This window comes from Paenibacillus thiaminolyticus (genome assembly GCF_007066085.1).
GTDB lineage: Bacteria > Bacillota > Bacilli > Paenibacillales > Paenibacillaceae > Paenibacillus_B > Paenibacillus_B thiaminolyticus.
In genome coordinates this window covers 3,917,299-3,935,095 of sequence record NZ_CP041405.1, presented here as the reverse complement: position 1 = coordinate 3,935,095, position 17,797 = coordinate 3,917,299, and the positions used below count along the sequence as shown (strand labels likewise).

The 17,797-nt window shown below is 52.2% G+C and carries 21 protein-coding genes; 9 read left to right on the top strand and 12 right to left on the bottom strand.

What is annotated here, in order from left to right; translation table 11 throughout:
* The first annotated feature begins 232 nt into the window (after positions 1–232).
* Both FLT43_RS17515 and FLT43_RS17510 read left to right on the top strand, forming a co-directional pair.
* Entirely contained in the window at positions 233–763 is a 531-nt protein-coding gene (locus tag FLT43_RS17515) for a MerR family transcriptional regulator (protein ID WP_373994913.1), read from the top strand.
* Positions 760–1,416 (top strand): GAP family protein, encoded by a 657-nt coding sequence (locus FLT43_RS17510; RefSeq protein ID WP_087441061.1) that lies wholly within the window; start codon positions 760–762, stop codon positions 1,414–1,416. Before FLT43_RS17515 ends, FLT43_RS17510 begins: the two co-directional genes overlap by 4 nt.
* A gap of 128 nt (positions 1,417–1,544) precedes the next feature.
* On the opposite strand, the gene FLT43_RS17505 is transcribed toward FLT43_RS17510, so the two are convergent.
* Both FLT43_RS17505 and FLT43_RS17500 read right to left on the bottom strand, forming a co-directional pair.
* On the bottom strand, positions 1,545–2,597 hold the full coding sequence (locus FLT43_RS17505) for a PsbP-related protein (protein WP_087441060.1): 1,053 nt from the start codon (positions 2,595–2,597) through the stop codon (positions 1,545–1,547).
* Between the two features lie 198 nt (positions 2,598–2,795).
* A complete protein-coding gene (locus FLT43_RS17500) occupies positions 2,796–3,905 on the bottom strand; it encodes a PsbP-related protein (protein ID WP_087441059.1) in 1,110 nt (369 codons plus the stop codon).
* Between the two features lie 209 nt (positions 3,906–4,114).
* Between FLT43_RS17500 and FLT43_RS17495 the strand changes: the two genes are divergently transcribed.
* A complete protein-coding gene (locus FLT43_RS17495) occupies positions 4,115–4,708 on the top strand; it encodes a hypothetical protein (protein ID WP_087441058.1) in 594 nt (197 codons plus the stop codon).
* Between the two features lie 85 nt (positions 4,709–4,793).
* Here FLT43_RS17495 and ytxJ read toward each other — a convergent pair whose 3' ends face one another.
* Together ytxJ and FLT43_RS17485 are read right to left on the bottom strand one after the other, a co-directional pair.
* Positions 4,794–5,132, bottom strand: a complete 339-nt coding sequence (ytxJ, locus tag FLT43_RS17490) for a bacillithiol system redox-active protein YtxJ (protein WP_087441057.1) — start codon at positions 5,130–5,132, stop codon at positions 4,794–4,796.
* 441 nt (positions 5,133–5,573) lie between these two features.
* On the bottom strand, positions 5,574–6,230 hold the full coding sequence (locus FLT43_RS17485) for a DUF2306 domain-containing protein (protein ID WP_087441056.1): 657 nt from the start codon (positions 6,228–6,230) through the stop codon (positions 5,574–5,576).
* Positions 6,231–6,296: 66 nt separating this feature from the next.
* Between FLT43_RS17485 and FLT43_RS29395 the strand changes: the two genes are divergently transcribed.
* Both FLT43_RS29395 and FLT43_RS17480 read left to right on the top strand, forming a co-directional pair.
* On the top strand, positions 6,297–6,497 hold the full coding sequence (locus tag FLT43_RS29395) for a hypothetical protein (RefSeq protein WP_164776497.1): 201 nt from the start codon (positions 6,297–6,299) through the stop codon (positions 6,495–6,497).
* A gap of 5 nt (positions 6,498–6,502) precedes the next feature.
* The gene (locus tag FLT43_RS17480; RefSeq protein ID WP_087441055.1) at positions 6,503–7,459 is read left to right on the top strand and encodes a DUF1266 domain-containing protein; all 957 of its coding nucleotides are present in this window, start codon (positions 6,503–6,505) and stop codon (positions 7,457–7,459) included.
* A gap of 100 nt (positions 7,460–7,559) precedes the next feature.
* Here FLT43_RS17480 and FLT43_RS17475 read toward each other — a convergent pair whose 3' ends face one another.
* Both FLT43_RS17475 and FLT43_RS17470 read right to left on the bottom strand, forming a co-directional pair.
* Positions 7,560–7,856 carry a hypothetical protein gene (locus FLT43_RS17475; protein ID WP_174818201.1) on the bottom strand — a complete coding sequence of 99 codons (297 nt, stop codon included), beginning with the start codon at positions 7,854–7,856 and terminating at the stop codon, positions 7,560–7,562.
* Between the two features lie 173 nt (positions 7,857–8,029).
* Positions 8,030–9,013 carry an iron-hydroxamate ABC transporter substrate-binding protein gene (locus FLT43_RS17470; protein ID WP_087441054.1) on the bottom strand — a complete coding sequence of 328 codons (984 nt, stop codon included), beginning with the start codon at positions 9,011–9,013 and terminating at the stop codon, positions 8,030–8,032.
* 369 nt (positions 9,014–9,382) lie between these two features.
* On the opposite strand from FLT43_RS17470, the gene FLT43_RS17465 reads away from it, so the two are divergent.
* The gene (locus FLT43_RS17465; protein WP_087441053.1) at positions 9,383–10,288 is read left to right on the top strand and encodes a phosphotransferase; all 906 of its coding nucleotides are present in this window, start codon (positions 9,383–9,385) and stop codon (positions 10,286–10,288) included.
* A gap of 26 nt (positions 10,289–10,314) precedes the next feature.
* On the opposite strand, the gene FLT43_RS17460 is transcribed toward FLT43_RS17465, so the two are convergent.
* The gene (locus FLT43_RS17460; RefSeq protein ID WP_087441052.1) at positions 10,315–11,169 is read right to left on the bottom strand and encodes a sulfurtransferase; all 855 of its coding nucleotides are present in this window, start codon (positions 11,167–11,169) and stop codon (positions 10,315–10,317) included.
* Between the two features lie 326 nt (positions 11,170–11,495).
* Here FLT43_RS17460 and FLT43_RS17455 point away from each other — a divergent pair, with 326 nt between their 5' ends.
* The gene (locus FLT43_RS17455; protein ID WP_087441108.1) at positions 11,496–11,945 is read left to right on the top strand and encodes a GNAT family N-acetyltransferase; all 450 of its coding nucleotides are present in this window, start codon (positions 11,496–11,498) and stop codon (positions 11,943–11,945) included.
* Positions 11,946–11,978: 33 nt separating this feature from the next.
* Here FLT43_RS17455 and FLT43_RS17450 read toward each other — a convergent pair whose 3' ends face one another.
* From FLT43_RS17450 to FLT43_RS17430, 5 genes are all read right to left on the bottom strand, one after another.
* A complete protein-coding gene (locus FLT43_RS17450; RefSeq protein ID WP_087441051.1) occupies positions 11,979–12,278 on the bottom strand; it encodes a hypothetical protein in 300 nt (99 codons plus the stop codon).
* Positions 12,279–12,431: 153 nt separating this feature from the next.
* Entirely contained in the window at positions 12,432–13,238 is an 807-nt protein-coding gene (locus FLT43_RS17445; RefSeq protein ID WP_174818202.1) for an energy-coupling factor ABC transporter ATP-binding protein, read from the bottom strand.
* Positions 13,231–14,130, bottom strand: coding sequence for an energy-coupling factor ABC transporter ATP-binding protein (locus FLT43_RS17440; RefSeq protein ID WP_087441050.1), 900 nt, complete (start codon positions 14,128–14,130; stop codon positions 13,231–13,233). The genes FLT43_RS17445 and FLT43_RS17440 overlap by 8 nt, the downstream gene beginning before the upstream one ends.
* A complete protein-coding gene (locus FLT43_RS17435) occupies positions 14,127–14,894 on the bottom strand; it encodes an energy-coupling factor transporter transmembrane component T family protein (protein ID WP_087441049.1) in 768 nt (255 codons plus the stop codon). Before FLT43_RS17435 ends, FLT43_RS17440 begins: the two co-directional genes overlap by 4 nt.
* Positions 14,895–14,928: 34 nt before the next feature.
* On the bottom strand, positions 14,929–15,528 hold the full coding sequence (locus FLT43_RS17430; RefSeq protein ID WP_087441106.1) for an ECF transporter S component: 600 nt from the start codon (positions 15,526–15,528) through the stop codon (positions 14,929–14,931).
* A 593-nt stretch (positions 15,529–16,121) separates the two neighbouring features.
* Here FLT43_RS17430 and motA point away from each other — a divergent pair.
* A complete protein-coding gene (gene motA, locus FLT43_RS17425; RefSeq protein WP_087441047.1) occupies positions 16,122–16,910 on the top strand; it encodes a flagellar motor stator protein MotA in 789 nt (262 codons plus the stop codon).
* Positions 16,907–17,728 carry a flagellar motor protein MotB gene (locus tag FLT43_RS17420; protein ID WP_087441046.1) on the top strand — a complete coding sequence of 274 codons (822 nt, stop codon included), beginning with the start codon at positions 16,907–16,909 and terminating at the stop codon, positions 17,726–17,728. Before motA ends, FLT43_RS17420 begins: the two co-directional genes overlap by 4 nt.
* Positions 17,729–17,797: the final 69 nt, after the last annotated feature.

The following is a 17,797-nucleotide window of genomic DNA, read 5'->3' as shown; positions in this document are numbered from 1 at the left end:
GATTGTGGGGGCGGGGATTGGAGTTATAATTAACCATACGCTGCCCGCGGTATTGGTAGGTCTCGGGGCCGGCTATTTGATTAAGTATGCATTATATAAGGAATAACGTGGTGTCGTTGGAGGTATTCAAGAATGATTCACATCAAAAAAGTTGCAAATCAGACCAACATTACGGTCAGAACACTTCGGTATTACGATCAAATCGTACCCCAAATGGAATTGGTCAAGGGGGTTGAAAAATCAACTGACTTATATATTGGAGGAGCAAGCAAGATTAAAGGAAATAGAGCTATCTCTGCGCGAGTTATTAAATGGCCTTGCAGTAGAGGGGGGCGATGAAGAACTGGCAATTCAAAAGCTTATTCAGTTGTCCAATCAGGATAAAAAGAGGCTGGAGTTATTCAGGGACAGCATATTCAATGACATGGAGCTTGAATTGCCGAATATGAATGATGAACATCCCGAAGCGCTGGAATGGATTGCGCTGACTGGCCAAATTACCAAATATTACGAAATCGGGGAGCCTTCATCACCAAGTGTGCAAAATATTATAAGGCGCATGCTGGAAAAGCAAAAGGAAGAATTCAAAGATGAGGACGAGTTTATTAATAAATTATGGGATTTGAGGAAATCGCCCGAAGCGTCCGAGAAACTGGGCCTTTATCCTATCAAAAAGGAAGTTCTTGATTTTATGGAAAGTGCATATGAGATTTTTATGTCTACCGTTCCAGACAGTTCTACCAATCAAGGAGGGAAATCGTGAGCAATGAGTTACTGCTGATGATCGGCGGGCTAGCCTTGCTGGATACCCTCAGTCCAGCTACGCTGGGGGTAACGGTCTATTTGCTGTTAACTGAGAAAGAACGACTGAGTTCCCGATTAATGATTTATTTATTGACCGTCGCCGGATTTTACTTTTTAGTTGGCGTAGCGCTCAAATTGGGACTTGGTGTAATTTTAGAGGCGTTCTCCACAATTTTTCAAAGTCGTATAGTAAGTTGGGTCATGCTCATTATTGGGGGAGTTTTGTTTATCGCTAGCTTCTACGTTCCCAAGAGTGAAAAATCGGAATTACCCAGACCCCGGTCCAAAAGTAAAATAGCGATGGTGGCATTGGGATTCACAACATCAATCATTGAAGTGGGTACAGCCTTCCCCTATTTTGCGGCAATCGGCCTTATGACGACTTCTGATTTAGTGCTGTACCAGTGGTTTCCTTTGTTGGCGGCTTATAATGTCGTAATGGTGCTGCCGCCATTGATTGTGTACGCGCTGCACGTCCTGTTTGGCCGCGCGATGCAAAGACCATTGGAAAGCCTTCGGCTTAAAATCGCCAAGCATTCGGGTTCGGCGCTTTCGTGGGTCATGTGTATTGTTGGACTGCTTTTGATTCTCAATAGCCTCGACTATTTGTAAGTAGTTCGTTCTATCAAATTGGGGGGACAGTAAGACAAGCAGCTTCCGGAGTAGAATCATTTGAGCCGGCCGGGGATTTCCTCGCGGGACTCCCGGCCTTGATGTTCGTAACTTTCATCATGTATGAATTATTGGGCGTGCTCCTTATAGGAAGCCGAGGCCTCGATGAAGCTCTCGCGCTTCTTCTCAATTTTCGACTGGGTTGTCCAGAAGATCACTTGCGTGAATTGCTGCGGCGATTCAATCAGCGTAATCAGCATCGCAATCTTTTCTTTATCCTCCGTGACGCCCTGAATCTCGAACTGCAGGGCTGACAGGCCGTTAATTTCCACGTTTCTTGGCTCTTCTACTGGCCCTCCCGGCATGAACTCGCTAAAGTTAAGCTCGTACAGCAGGTCATAGTAATCTTCGAGCGTCTCTATCTCCCCCATCTCCTCGCGTGCGTCCGGGATGACGATGACGAATTCATTCTCCGCAGGATAGTAAGCGGATATCTCAGCATCCGGATTCATCGGATATACCATCCAGTTGGACGTAAGCGTCAGCTCCATCCGCTTATCGGCGCTCTGGAACACGCTCGGTTTTTCCGGATCGCTGGCTTCTGCCTCAGCGGCGCTTGGTGAGATAGCCTTGAACGACTGAATGCTTTTCTCGAATTCATCTTTATATCTGTCGAACTTGTATTCCTTCGCACAGAATACGAGTTGGTAGAAATAATCGCCCTTCTCCAATGTCGTAACAAGGAAACGGAGTTTTTCCTTCGTAGCATTTTTGTCAATGCCGCGGAATTCGATCTGCTTGGCTGCGTCAGAGCCGACGGTGACATCCCGGATCTCGAGCATTTCCATATCATCCATTGTAATCGTATCGGAGATGTTGATGGTCCGATTAACGATATCGTCCACGGTTGCCCCGTCTTCCAGATCGGCCTTCGCCGTCCTCTTTACGATGACGAACCTGTCCTTGCTCTCGTGGTGAGCGGCGAACCGCGCCCTTTGACTGGACTCCTCATCCTGCCTCCAGCTGTCCGGCAAGGTCAGCTGCATGTTGCCATCGAGGCTGGCGAATGTTGTGCCCTTAGGTGCAGATGTCTCCGCCTCGTTCTGCGAGCCGCCGCATCCGGCCGCCAGCACGGCTGCGATCATGACCGCCGCTGCGGCCTTATACCATTGTCTACTCATCGTTTCCCTTTTACCCTTCTTTCTGTCTCTCTAGCGAATGCATACCCACAAATAACATGGACCTCGGCACGAACATCGTGCCAGGAGTTCACCCAGCCACCGGGAACGGGGGGAAATCTCCACCGAGGCATCAGAAGCATGAAGGCCGGGTATCTCCTCGCGGGAACTCCCGGCCTTGATGTTCGTAACGGCTTATCATCACGTATGAAGGGCGTGCTCCTTGTAGGAAGCCGCGGCTTCGATGAAGCGTTCGCGCTTCTGCTCGATGTTCGACTGGGTTGTCCAGAAGATTACCTGCGTGAACTGCTGTGGCGATTCAATCAGCGTAATGAGCATCGCGATTTTTTCTTTGTCCTCCGAGACGCCCTGGATCTCGAACTGCAAGGCAGGCAAGCCGTTGATGTTCACGCTCTTCGGCTCTTCTACAGCCCTCCCTGATGCGAACTCGCTATAGTTATACTCATATAACAGATCATAGTAGTCTTCGAGGGTCTGAATATCTCCCATCTCCTCGCGATCATCCGGGATGACGATGACGTACTCATTGCCCGCTGGATAGAAGGCGGATATCTCGGCATCTTCGTTCAACGGGTATTCCATCCAATTGGCCGTCACTGTCAGCTCCATCCGGCTGTCAGCGCTCTTGATCACTTTCGGCTTTGCCGGGGCTGCGGCTGGCGCTTCCGAATCGCTTGCATTCAGCACCTTGAATGTCTCTGTGGCCTGTTCAAATTCTTCCTTGTATTTGTCGAACTTGGATTCCTTTGTCCAAAATACGATTTGGTAGAAATTATCCCCCTTCTCCATTGTTGTAACAAGATAATGAACTTTCTCCTTCGTGCCGTTTTTGTTGATGCCACGGAATTCCAGCTGCTTGGCTGGGTCAGGGCCGACGTAGGTATCCCGGGTTGCAATGACTTCCATGTCATCCAATGTGATCGCATCAGCATTAGTGATGGTCCGATCGACAATATCGTCAACCGTTGCCCCATCCTCTAGATCGGCCTTCAGCGTCCTGCTCACGAGGGCGAACCTGTTATTGCTCCGATGATACGCAGCGAACTGCGCCATATTGTTGAGCTCATCATTCTGTCTCCAGGAGCTCGGCAAGGTCAGCTGCATTGTCCCGTCCAGGCTGGTGAACGCGGTCCCCTTAGGCTTAGACTTCTCCGCGGTTTGCTGAACTGCCGTACTATCAGCTCCCTCCTGCTTGCTGTCCGAGTTGCTCTGCGACCCGCTGCCGCATCCGGTGACCAGCATGGACCCGATGACTACCGCCATTGCGATTTTGTGCCACTGCCATTTCATCGCTTCTCTTTTACCCTCTTTCTCCCTATGCGAGTGCTATTCTAGGATGGAATGAACATCCACAATTTCCCTTCCTTGAATATCATCGGCGCCTCCGCCGGATTTCTTTAGGAGCAAGAGTTTTTAGACTGGTTATCATATACATAAATATAAAAGCATGCCGCAATGACAGTTAAAAAATGAGCGAACTAAATCAAAGGTGAGGTGCGATGAAAAAAAGTAAGATCATTGTTCTTTTCGTTTTGCTTGTCAGTATGATTTCTGGCTGTACCGAAAATAGGGACAAAGAAATGGACGTTAAGAGCATGCATGGGGTAGAGGATAGTCTGGAGGAGCTTTTGACAACAACCGCAAACTTGAAATACGGAGGTAATACAAAAAACATTCGCGTCGTAGATGTGAATGTCTCGGAAAAATCCTGCTTCGTGACCTTTCTTTTTGAAAAAGACAGTGTGAACTGGCATGCTGTTATGTATGCTGAAAAAATGCCCGATGATAACTATGAGCTAGGCTTCCTGGATGGAACGAAGCTAACGAATCATGACCCGATTAGCATATATAATATGGTTAGCGAAACGATATATGACAACATAAAAAAAAGAATTCATGTCGTAACGGGAAGCATCAATGATCATCGTGTCAATACAATCTATATTAGCTACCCTAATGGAGAGGTTTCAGGAATTAAGGTAGGACGAAATCAAACCATCTATACAGAAATCGCAATAGGTATTGAAGGTTATCCCGCTTCGGTTACAGCCGTCTCCGACAATGGAGAAGTTCTATTCGAGAAAAAGTACTAGGTTCCGGCATGGTTCGTGTTCATTCGTGATAGACAAGAGCCCGCCCCGGGTCATCCGGAACGGGCTCTATTTTTTCATGGCCGATCTAATCCAATACCGCTGCCATATGCTCGGTCGTTACCGCCCAATGGGAAGCCGTCCAGTATTTTTGCTTGTCTTTGACATAAATGATTTGCGGCGACTCATGCTTTACATCGAGATCCTCGGCAATCTGGTTGGAGACGGGGCGGGACTCGATCACCTTGACGAGAACGTAATCGATAGCGCTGTTCGGATTGCCCTGCAAATACTGATCGTACTCGTTCAGCGCATTCGAGCTTACGGGACAGGTGGTGCTGTGCTTCAGCACGACAACCCCGCGCTCCGCCGATTGTTCCAACAGCTTTGCCCACTCGTCTGCTGTCGTAATCTCTTTCCATTCCATCGTTCGTTCGCTCCTTTACCGTAGTCTTGCTGACCCTACCGACTGGTTTTGTGTATTATAGACCTTTTATCACAAATTGCAGATATTCGCAAGACTGTCGTCAAGGAACAACCAATCCCGGTTGCCGTACGACGCTTCCCGCGGCCATAACCAGCACATCGTAATGCAATGCCTGTTCTTGTCCGCGATTGTCCGTATACAGCAGCTTGTTAGCCGCTCTGTACAGGCGGGTAACCGTTCCCTGAACAAGCTGAACCTCCTGCGGTGCGGGTACAGATCACCGAGCGGGACGGCAATGCTGTGCTCCGCTGCCGACTAACAGCACTTTACGCAGATGATGGGGCTGCTTGTCAATGAGAATGATGCGGAGTGACCGGCCCGGTCCGTTTTCCCCATGCTGCCCTTGTGCCCGGTATACTGCCAGACCCTGCCTCTGCTCGCTTATGCCGCTTCGGAGCGATTGAAGTCAATCGGAGATCGGCCAATCCGGCGTATGATGATCTCCGCCAACCCGAAGAGCAGCAGGATCGTAGCATAGACGGCGGCAGTGTAACTGGCCGGATACGGCAAGCCCATCCCTTCATGGAGCGCAAAGGTAAGGAGATGAATGGTCAGGTTCGTGAAGCAAAAAACGTAGCTGCGAATCATCCATGCCCGGTGCCGGATCATCCGCTTCTTTTTTATGTTCACGATCGCCACCACCGTGATGAACATCCAGATCATATTCAGCAGATTGAAGGCAATGCTCGCGGGCTTCCCTCCTGTCGCATACGGAGCCATGTAGCCTGAAGTAAGCACCACCGCGAAAACGGATATCACATACAGATAGCCGTTGATTCGATGGAAGAGCCGATATTTTCTCAGCAGCGTATGTATGAAGTTAACCGCTCCCGCCAGGATCGCCAGGCAGGCGAATGCCGCATGAACCTTCATCACCGGCAACCAGACCTGGGTGTTAATGGGTCGGGCGGCATTGGATTTGCGGCTCAAAAATGCAGCGGCTTGCGGATCGTGAAGGTAATTGTTATACAAGACGTACATGATGTAACCGGCAAGGACAGCCAGCAGAGACCAAGTATAAAATTTTCGTTTCGTCATCTATTCATACCTCGCTCGAATCAAATTAGGGCGGCATTAACAGTCTGCTGACAGGAAAGCTCCGTCTTGTTCACTTTACCATCTGCCAGAGAAGTTATGCTACTCTACTCCCTTCGGTTACGCAAACGCAAGCTGCTGCCGGAACGGTGGACGGCAAGATTGAACGATACGCTGTACGCGGAAGTGAGCGGCTTCCATCCGATCGCCTCTCGGAATGCGCCCGGCGCAGCTACGAGGTGTTCCGGAAGATTAACGGGCAAGCGCTGAGTTGAATGGAAACGTGGGGCTGCCTGTCCAATACGAACCAAGCCGCCTGGCTCTCAGGCGGCTTGGCTCTTTTGCATATTGTGGAATATTTCATACAGAAACTTACACAAAAGTGTGGTAAGATAAGTGATCATTTCATGTCAAGCAAGGATAGGAATAGAACTGGAGGAGACACCATCTTGAGAAAAACATTCTTTTTTTTCATCGCTTTATGCGCCATCGCTATTGGTTTATCAGGTTGTTCCCCGTCGTCGACGAATCCGAAGGAGGAGACCAAGCCCGACGACGGCACGCTTCCGTTCATCAATGCTACGTATGCTTTAATTACGGTGGATAACGGAGTCGATCTGAAGCTATTCGGCGGAGTTGAGCCCTCCTCGGCGAATGCGGAGATGATGAAGGAGGTTCTCCAAGACTCATGGAGCATCACCGATGCCGAGAGCGCGGAGTCGACGATTCAATGGCTGCTTACGGAAGGGCATAATGCCGAATTTATGACGTATATGAATGAGTATCTTGCGCGCAAGGATGAATTTAATGACATCATCGCTGAAATGAAAACATCCTCGAATCCAACATCCGAAGAAATCAAATTTACGGAAAGCGTCGAATTATTCGCAAAAGTACATACTACATCCCCAAAATACGGCATCGCTGCTTGGGATTTATGCCGGGCGACTCAAGTGGCAAGCTGGTCCTACATTGCCGGGTATATCCCGTATGAACATGCCGTAGAGTTAAGCATAGAGGCGGCGGAGAAAATGCGAGAACGCTTCAGTTCATGGGAAGAGCTGTTAGGCAATTATCTCCTTGGCTATCAATACTGGTCTGAGGAAAGCCTAAGCGACCCGAACTCCAATCTCGTGAGAAGACAGAAAATTTATGCGGATCTTTTGAAAAGCTCCGACAACCCTTACAGCATAGATTGGAACACGCCGCTGAGCATGCCAGCTAAAAACTAGCCTTGCCGATTGGGCGAATACGAATGAGTTGAAAAGATCAGATAACTCTGCCAGTAATAGAAAAGCCATAGAGCACCTGCCTGCACAAGGTAGTGCTCTATCATAATTCCCCAGAACAAAATAAGCAGGAAGCTCTATCTTTTGAACGATTTGAACAATATTTGTCCGTGCTTCCTCCGCCATATTTGCGGACCAAATTTCTTGGAGTGATGGCCTCTCCTTTTTCGCTCAGACCCCGCGCAGGTTCTAATTTCTCCGCATCTTTCGTATTTCCGTCCAGCCTCGCCTGTTCTAGCGTATATTCCAAGCTATCCAATTCACTTGCTGCCGTATCGGCCACCTGACCGATACCGATATAAGCATGAAACTTTTGCGGTGCTTTGGCTGCAAACTTCATCCCAATACCGAATGAATGGCCAATGAGAGCGCCGAATGTGCTGAACCAACATTCCTTTTATCAATAAGATACAAATCGGAACGCTTTCCATGGAAATAAAGAAGATGACTCCCGATGAATTCAGAAGCCATCTTTTGTAAGCTTAGCAAGATAAGTCTTTATCGCTCAGTCGTTTATTTGCCGAGAAAGCTGTGAATGAAGAACTCAAGTTGATAATCCAAGCTCAGCGGATCGTTAAAGTAGAACGTCTTCGCGTTGACCTCGAATACACGATTGTTTTTGACTGCCGGAATGTTCTTGTATGCCTCGGTTTTTTGGAATGTGTTGTCCTCATCTGCATTTTTGCTAAAAATCACGTAATCGCCAAAATAATCCTTCAGCACTTCCGTCGATAAGGCAAAATAACCGTCCTTGCTCGTTGCCTCCCTAACCTTCTCGGGCATAGGAAGCCCAAATTCCGTATAGAGAATTTCGGTGCCGCGGCCAAAGTTCTCGCCATAAACATAGAGCTGCTTATAGAAGGTCTCAATGACCGAAACCGTGGCATCGGGGCCAATCTTCGCCTTGATTTCTTCCCCGGCTGTTTTGGCTCTCGCTTTAAAATCGTCAACCCAAGCTTGCGCTTCCTTTTCCTTGTTCAACAACTTCCCGATTTCCAGTTGCTGCGTCAAGTAATCGACTTTTCCATACGTATAAGTGACCGTAGGGGCGATTTGCTTGAGTTTATCGAGGTTCTTAATGTCTGAAGGCCCAATGATAAGATCCGGATCCAGCTCAATGATTTTCTCAAGACTTTCTTCCGACACGGCCTCAACGTCTTGCAGCCGCTCTTCGAACCTCGGGTTGTCCTTGGACATCTCATCCACCCCGACCACGGGCACGTCAAGCGCCATCACGTTGCCCGTTAAGAAGCGGGTAAGCACCACGACGCGCTGCGGATTCGCCGGAACCTCGATCGGGCCGTTCTCGGACTGGTATGTCAACGTGCCAGCTTCTGAGGCGGGCGCGCCCGATGAAGATGCCGTATCTGCCGGCTCGGCCGAGGCAGGCTCTACAGACGGGTTGCTCGCCTTGTCGGCGTTGTTCGTTGGGTTGCTGCCGCAAGCGCTCAGAAGCAGCGTAAGGAATAGGACGAACGGTATGAATAACTTTTTCATTAGAAGAGACTCTCCCTTAAAGATCGATAATGATTATCAATTTCATTGAAGATTATAAAACCCTGTAGAACAGCTGTCAATAGCTCGGGTTGTTATAAGACGAACAGCTTGAATCTCCCGTTACAGATTCAGCATTTTCGATTGCTTGCAATAGCAGCTATAAAAGAAAAAAAGACGAAAGACTACGCCTGACGCAGCCTCTCGCCTGTTCTAATTAGCTCTGACTTATATCTAAAAAAATGGGTCTCGAAAAAATTCGAGACCCTATTCAACATCATATCAAACCGTTTATTATAAGTCTATACTTTTCTGGATACTCGTGTAAAATTCTCCTGTGTAAGATGAACCCAATGATTCAGGAGGAAGCATATGATTTCAGAACGTCTGTCTGCTTATTACACAAGAATTCCTTTGTTAACTGAAGTAACCGAATGGTCGCTTTTACGAAAATGGGCGCTATCGGAAGTGCATCGAATCACATTAAAATCAGGTGAGACTCGCATTCTGAAATGGGGCGGTAAAGAAATGGCTCAGGAAGCAGCCATTTACCGACGGCTGGTGAAACCTCTGCAGATATCAGCTCCACGCATTTTTGACTATTTTGAATCGGAAAATAGTGCCGTTATGATTATGGAGGATGCAGGTCAGCATAATTTGGAGCAGCAGCCCAGTCCTGAGCTTTTTCTAGAAGCAGCAAGGGAATTAGCAAGGTTCCGAGATAAAGCCACAAATAATGTAGAGAAGAATATCGCGAGTGAGATTATTCGTCTATACACAGTATCGACTGCGGATTTCCTTGCACTTGCGAACGATCTTCTTCGGTCGCCTCGCCTATCTGGTAATGTTACTCTTATTAGATTGCAGGATACATTCTCGTACCAACTTAACAAGCTTTATCACACACAGCCTCTTACGCTCGTTCATCATGATTATCATGCGAAGAACCTGTTGATTCAAGGGACACGGATAATGCCGATTGATTGGTCAATTGCTTATATCAGCCCCCATCTGGGCGACTTATATTGTCTCATTGATGAGGCGCAGGCTTATAGTAATGTACCTAGGGAAGCTATGTTGTCCGCATTTCGCAACGAGGTTCGGCATGATCTAACCTTGGATCATCTTGAATGGCAAGTTAACATCGGCGGGATATGCTGGCTTGTCAAAACGCTGAAATGGCTCGTATATGGAGGAACCGACACGATCCCAGGTTCAGAAGCGTGGATACCTGATTTAATGAATGAGCTCGAAAATCTGCTGATAAAGCTTGATTAGTGTTTAATTAGAGGATATGCGGATTTCTATTTTTCCCCCGTCGCCACCGGGTTGTCCTCATAGCTAATCCAATCGCTCCAGCTCCCTGCATACAAGCGGACTTGCGGGCAGCCGAGCTCATGCAGCGCCAGCACATTCGGACAGGCGCTGACCCCGGAGCCGCAGTAGACGATGACCTCGCGCCCGGCTTCCAGCGCATCCACGATAGCAGCGAGTTGCTCCCGGCGCTGCCCTTCCGGCTTCCAGGCGCCGCGCTCATCGACATTATCCTTCCAGAATTGATTAATCGCCCCGGGAATATGTCCTGCCTTCGCATCGATTGGCTCGGTCTCGCCCCGATAGCGTGCCGCGTCGCGCGAATCGACGAGCAGCACATCCGGCCGGTCCAGCTTCTCCCGGACCTCCTCCATGCGCGCCAGCATCTCTGTGCGAACCTCCGGGACGAAGGATGCCGGCACGATAACCTGGTGCGCGTCGGTAACCGGGTAGCCGGCGTCCTTCCACGCCGTGAAGCCCTCCTCCATCACATGGACGGCGTCATGACCGAGCCAGCGCAGCATCCACCACAGCCGCGAGGCATACATCCCGCCCTGATCATCATAAGCAACGACCCGGCTGCCGTTACTGATGCCGGCCCGGCCGAGCCGTTCCGCCAGCACGTCCGGATCAGGCAGCGGATGGCGGCCGCCATGGGCTTCGACCGATGCCGACAGGTCCGTGTTCAGATCAAGATAGATGGCGCCCGGGATATGGGAGGAAGTATAGTCTTCTCTCCCGGCCTCAGGCCGGCCGAGGTCAAAGCGGCAATCGACGATCACGAGATCGGGCTCATACATGCGGGCTAACAGCCATTGCTTGGATACGAGAATTGGTCCACTCATATAGCGCCTCCTTAGTCGTGTACTGCTTATGCATAGTGTATCACAGAGACCGGACCGCCGGTTATCGCTTGCGCGGCGCAATTTCCCCCTTCAGCCCCGCTTGCCGGCCGCCGGCCAGCTAACTGACCATTGGATCTACATCCCTCATTGTCAAGCCGATGCAAACATGCGAAAATAGCAACTAAGAAAAATCAAGCAACAGAATGCACAATCTGGAACCGACACCGCATCGTTCGGTATCTCCTGTTGAGGAAGTGATTGCCTTGCCGGCTTCTTACCGCCATTCTTCGTCCCGCTCGCCGCGGCTGCCCTTCCGGGTTCGCGCGATGACCGAGGAGGACGGTGCCCATATCTGCTCATGGACATATGAGCCGCCTTATCAACTGTATGGATTCCTCCCGTGGGAGCAAATGAAGGCCCTCGAAGTCGAGTTCGGCGATGCCCGCATCCGAAGCGAGCAATATGTATCGGTTACGGATGCCGATGGGGAACTGTTCGGGTTCGCGCAGTTCTTCCCTCTGCTCGGCGTGACCCGTCTCGGCCTAGGGATGCGCCCCGATCGACTTGGGCAAGGATATGGCGTGCCCTTCGTCCAGGCGATCGTCGAAGAAGCCCGGCGGCGCCATCCCGTCGATATGATCGATCTGGAAGTGCTAACTTGGAATGAACGCGCCATCCGCACGTACCGGCGCGCCGGATTCCGCATCACCGATACGTACATGCGGCAGACGCCGACCGGGCCTGGCGAATTCTACTGCATGGTCTATCACCCATAACCGCGTCCCGCGCTCATTCGAGTGCGGGACGAATCAGGTCAAGGCGATACGGGCTACCGTCGCACTGTCGACGACGACCTCGATTAGATGGAATTCGGGGTCATACTGCACGCTTCCGCTGCCGATGAACAGCAGCCGCTCCTGGCCGAGCCCGTAAAACACATCATCCGCGAGCGCCTCCAGCACTTCGTACCGCTCCTGCTCCCCCAGCGCTTCCCATTCCTCCTGCCCCATGTCGAAGAACTGATAACCGTCCGGGATTAATGCAATAGCCGCAACCAGATCCTCCAAAATATCTTTATACGGTCTTCCGTAAGCAACGCCCATATTCATGCTGCCCCTTTCTGCCCACGCTTGTCTGTTTACCTCGTATTGTAGCATAGGTAAGCCAGCTTTCTCGAACCCGGAAGCAGCCCAAAGACCTGAGCATCCATCCGGGCATGCACAGGTCTCTTCCCTTCAAATGCATCCAATCCGACATCGAAATCACCGCTTAGCGGACATGGCTGCGATAAGCTCCTCTGCCGTTAAGACCATATCGGGAAGCCCCCACCGCTTCCCGAGCTGCGTCGCATACGGCGTATCGAGACAGGCTTCGCGAAGAATCTCCTGTCGGGAGAACACATGACGCGTCTCGTCGTCCATCAGCACCCGGCCCCGGTTCATGACAATGGTCCGTTCGAAATGAACCGCGGCGAAGTCCATATCATGCAATATCGCCAGCACGAGCTTGCCCTGCCGCTTCAATTGCTCGATGATGCCGCCAATCCGGCGCTTGCCCGCATCGTCCTGCGCGATGGTCGGCTCGTCCAGAATAAGAATATCCGTATCCATGGCGACAATCGAGGCGATGCTCACCAGCTTTTTCTCGGACAAGCCGAGATCGTGGGGGTTCATCTGCCCGTGCGCGGTCAGCCCGACCATGTCCAGCGCCGCCATGGCCCATTCCCTCGCCACGGCCGGGCTCCGCTTCAGGTTGAGCGGCCCGAACATGACCTCATCCAGGACGGTACGCTTGCATATCTGATCGTTCGGATTCTGGAAGACAAGCCCGATTCGGCCTGCCAATCCGGCGACCGTCGCTTCCTCCGTCCGTATCCCGCACACCGTTATTTCGCCGGCCATCGGCTTCAGCAGCCCTTTGAGCAGCTTGACCAGCGTCGTCTTGCCGGCGCCGTTCTGCCCGATGACCGCCGTCGCCCGCGTATCGAAGTCCAGCGTGACATCATGCAGCACGGGCATCCCTGGGGCATATTCGAAATGCACCTTCCAGATGCGAATCAACTCACTCATCCCGCTCCCCCTCTTCCGCGCCTGCCGCATGGACGCCGCCGCTCTTCCCCCCGTACACCGCCGCATAAGCCTCAGCCGCCTCTTCCAGAGTCACCGGATACGTATCTTTGCCCGGGGAGCGCAGCCCGAGCTCGCGGCATACCTGTGTATAGACAGGGGGCTTGACCCCATAATCCGTCAGATCGGCTCTGGAGAACAGGCGGGACGGCGTATCCATGCCGATTAGGCTCCCTTCGTGCAGAAGTGCGATCCGGTCCGCGTACGCGGCGAGCTTCTCCATCTTATGCTCCGCCAGTATGACCGTCATTCCCTCCCGGCTCAAGCTCTGGATGGCCTGGAACACTTCCTCCGAGCCCTGCGGGTCGAGCTGCGAGGTCGGCTCATCCAGCACGATGACCTGAGGCCGCATCGCAATGACGCAGGCGATGGCCATCCGCTGCATCTGGCCCCCGGACAGGTCGAACGGCTGCCGATCCTTGCACTCGTACATACCGAGCAGATGAAGCGCATGATCGATGCGCCCGATCATCTCGTCCCGCTTCACGCCCAACTGCTCCAGGCCGAAGGCGACCTCCTCGTACACCGTCAGCTTCGCTCCCGTCACCTGCGTGAACGGATTCTGAAATACGATGCCGACATGGCGTATCATCTCATCCACGCCGCTCTCCGCGACATCGGAGCCTGCGATAGATACGCTGCCTCCGTATGCCCCCTTATAGAAATGCGGCACCAGGCCCGTGAGCGCTTGGCAGAAGGTCGTCTTGCCCGCTCCATTGGCCCCGATAATCCCAATGAATTCCCCGGCCTTCACCGCCAGCGAGATATCATTCAAGGCCAGCTTCTCCGTGGACGGATAGCGGTACTTGAGATGATCCACTTCAATCAGGTTCATGTGAAGATCCTCCATAGAAGAGCGGCAGTGACGATGACAAGCATCGCCAGCCGCAGAATGCCGCTATGCCGGTACCGCTTCTCTTCATTCAGAAATGTTTTGCGCCCGGGCACATTGAAGCCTCTCGCCTGCAGCGCCAGCGTGCGCTCCTTCGTATCCAGCAGCGAACTGAGCACAACCGGGCCAATAAACGGAAGGAACGCCTTGATGCGCGTCATCAATCTTCCTTCCGTCTCTACGCCCCGCGAACGCTGTGCGTCGGTAATCGTGCCGACGGTCGCCATCATCTGCGGAATGATCTGGAACACGGAGTTCAGCACATAGCCGATGCGGGGCGACAAGCCTTTGCGGACGAGGGCTTCCACCAGATCGGACGGCTTCGTCGTCAGGACGAGGATGAGGAAGGCTCCGACGATGTTCAAGGCACGGAAGCTGATGCCGAGGGCGAACAGCAAGCCTTCCTTATAGAACGGCCATGTCCCGGCCGTGAACAGTACCGTCTCATTGCCGACATGGAAAAACCCCTGGATAATGACCACCGTTACCAGCACGAAGCCGACGAAGCCCATGACCGCCAGCCCCCGCCGGAGCACTCCCCCTGCAGCAAGCAGCCCGAAGCTGATCAGCATGCAGACCCAGGCGGCATGGAGGGAGGGTACAATGATGGGAATCGCGATGGCCGTCGCGATATAGGCCAGCTTCGTTATCGGGTCGACGCGATGGATGGCCGAGTCTTTTTCTACGTACAAGCTCATAGATTTCATGCATATCCCACCTTTGCCAACCGCTTGCGGACGGTTACAGCTTCTCGATATCTCCGCTATTCTTGTACATATTCATTAGACTGTTGGGCAGCACGCGGTATATCCCGTAAGCGACAAGAACGGTAATGAGCTTATCCGGCAGATCGACGACCAGCTCATCCAGGAAGGAAGCGAGCCAGACCGATTGGGTCCCTTGCAGCACATAACCGAATACGATATCGCCCCAGACATTGCCCGTCTGGCCGCCCCAGAACGCCACATTAAGCGGGGTGGAGATGACCACTGCCGTCAATCCTACGGCTAGACCAATGACAGCCGCCTTGCCCCAGCTCGAGATCCAGCCCTTGTGCGCCATAATCCCGGCGACCAGGCCGATAAAGACGCTTGTCAAAGCGTAGACGAACGAGATCGGATCCATCGTGAGTCCGTAAATGATATTGTTAATGAGTCCGGACATCCCGCCGATTACCGGACCCGCCAGCATGCTGGCCAGGACGGTCCCGATCGCATCGAGCCATAGCGGCAGCTTGAGCACGCCGGCGAACAATTTGCCGATGTAGTTAATGCCGACCGCGACCGGGATCAGCACAAGCGCCGCGGTTGAGAACGACCATATGCTTCTTTTCGACATCATAATCCCTCCTGAAAAAATCATCCTTCTATTCCTCAAGATTCCGGCTCGCTACAACATATCCATCTCTGAATTCCTCCTCCATAGCTGCACCGTTCCGCCAATCATCCGGCCGTTCGCGGACGTTGCCGGGCTCGGCGGCAGCGGTCCCGTCATCATAATCATCAAGTGTTCCCTCTGGATGCCGAATCATGCGATGAGATGCAATCGCTTTCATATTCAAGACAGGCAATTTCTCTCCATTCCGCAGGCATACCGCGCAGGACAGCTTCCGGCGGCTAACACTCCCGTCTCTTTCTTCTCACTATATCTTGTTCCGTGGCAAAAGAACAGGTCTTTTGCCGGCTCGTTCCGGAAGGAATTTGTAAGGGCTTCACCCCCGGCCGTGACGGGCTTTGAGGCCTTCGGAAAGACGGGATGGATGCCCCTTTTGCCCTGCCTCCCGCCTGCCTTGCCTTTTCGCTGCCATTAAAAAAAGGTCCGGTTCTGCCGATAAAAAAGGTAACGTATCAAAACTTTCACGCATTCCGTTGAACGCTGTCGAATGCGGGACGCAGGAAGCACCATTAACTCATGGATGAGGTGTGTATGGAATCATGGAAAAATCAACTTTGATCGGTCTTATCCTCGGCGTCGTTGCGATTACGGTGGGGATGTACTTTAAAGGCGCGCCGCTTTCGAATTTGGCCAACCCTGCTGCCATCATGATTATTTTTGTCGGTACGGCAGCCTCGCTGTTTATCGCCTTCCCGATGAAGGAATTGAAGAAATTCCCCAAGCTGTTGGGTATGATATTCAAGCCTCAGGCGCTGGTTGATCGGGTACAACTGATTCAGTTGTTCATGGAATGGGCCAGCATTACCCGCCGCGAAGGCTTGCTGGCGCTCGAATCGAAGATTGACGACATTCAGGATGATTTCCTTCGCAACGGAATGCGAATGATCATCGACGGGAACGACCAGGACTTCGTGCGCGATGTATTAATGGAGGATATTCATTCGACCGAAGAACGCCACCGTGCGGGCGCGCTTATCTTTTCCCAGGCAGGAACCTACGCGCCGACGCTCGGGGTATTGGGAGCCGTTATCGGCTTGATCGCGGCGCTGGGGCAGATGGCCGATATGGAGCAGTTGGCCCACGCGATCGCAGCGGCCTTCGTCGCGACGCTGATGGGGATTTTCTCCGGTTATGTGCTCTGGCACCCGATTGCCAACAAATTGAAACGGCTGTCGTACAGTGAAATTCAGATTCGCTTGATGATGGTGGAAGGCCTGCTGTCCATTCAATCCGGCGTATCGACGATTGCCATCAACCAGAAGCTGTCCGTCTTCCTGACGCCAAGCGAGCGTGCACAACTGAATGCGAAGGGAGAGGCTGGAGAATGAGCAAGAAGCGCCGCCAGTCTCACGATGAACATGTCGATGAATCTTGGCTGATCCCGTATGCCGATATTTTGACTCTGCTGCTGGCCCTGTTCATTGTCTTGTATGGGATGAGCACGGTGGATGCGAAGAAATTCCAAGAGATGAGCCAAGCCTTCAACATTGCCCTCGATAGCGGAGGCGGCGCAGGGATTCTGGATCAGCAAGCCATCATTCCGCCGAACAATGCCAAGAATGTGGACCCGAGCGCGGCCGCTCGCAACCGGGAGCGCAATGAATATATGGTGAAGGCCAAGCAAGAGCAGGCGGAGCTGGAGACGCTGCGGGACAAGATGAACGAATATATTGCCAATGGCGGCTTATCCAACCAACTGAGCACCGAGCTCAATCATTCAGAGCTGAAAATAACGATTAAAGACAGCGCGCTGTTCGACTCCGGGAAAGCGACCCTCAAGTCTGACGCCAAGCAGTTGGCTATCACGATCGGGGATATGCTGAAGCAGTACAAGGACAATGATATTGTCATCAGCGGGCATACCGACAACCGCCCGATTCGCAACAGCAACTTCGAATCGAACTGGGATCTGAGCTCGGCTCGGGCGCTCAGCTTCATGAAGGTCGTGCTTGAGCGTTCCGGTATCGATCCGAAGCACTTCCAGGCCGTCGGCATGGGGGAATATCACCCAGTCGCCGATAATAGTACGGTCGAAGGGCAGGCGCAGAATCGCCGGGTCGAAGTCTCGATCCTCCGCAGATTCGTAGACAAGGACGCGCCATCGGATCCGTCATCGGAACCGGATAACGGGGCGAATGCTCCATAAAAAAGCGCCAGAACGGGAACAGAAGAGGGTGCTGTAGCCGGAAGCTTCACGCTTCCTGCCGCAGCACCC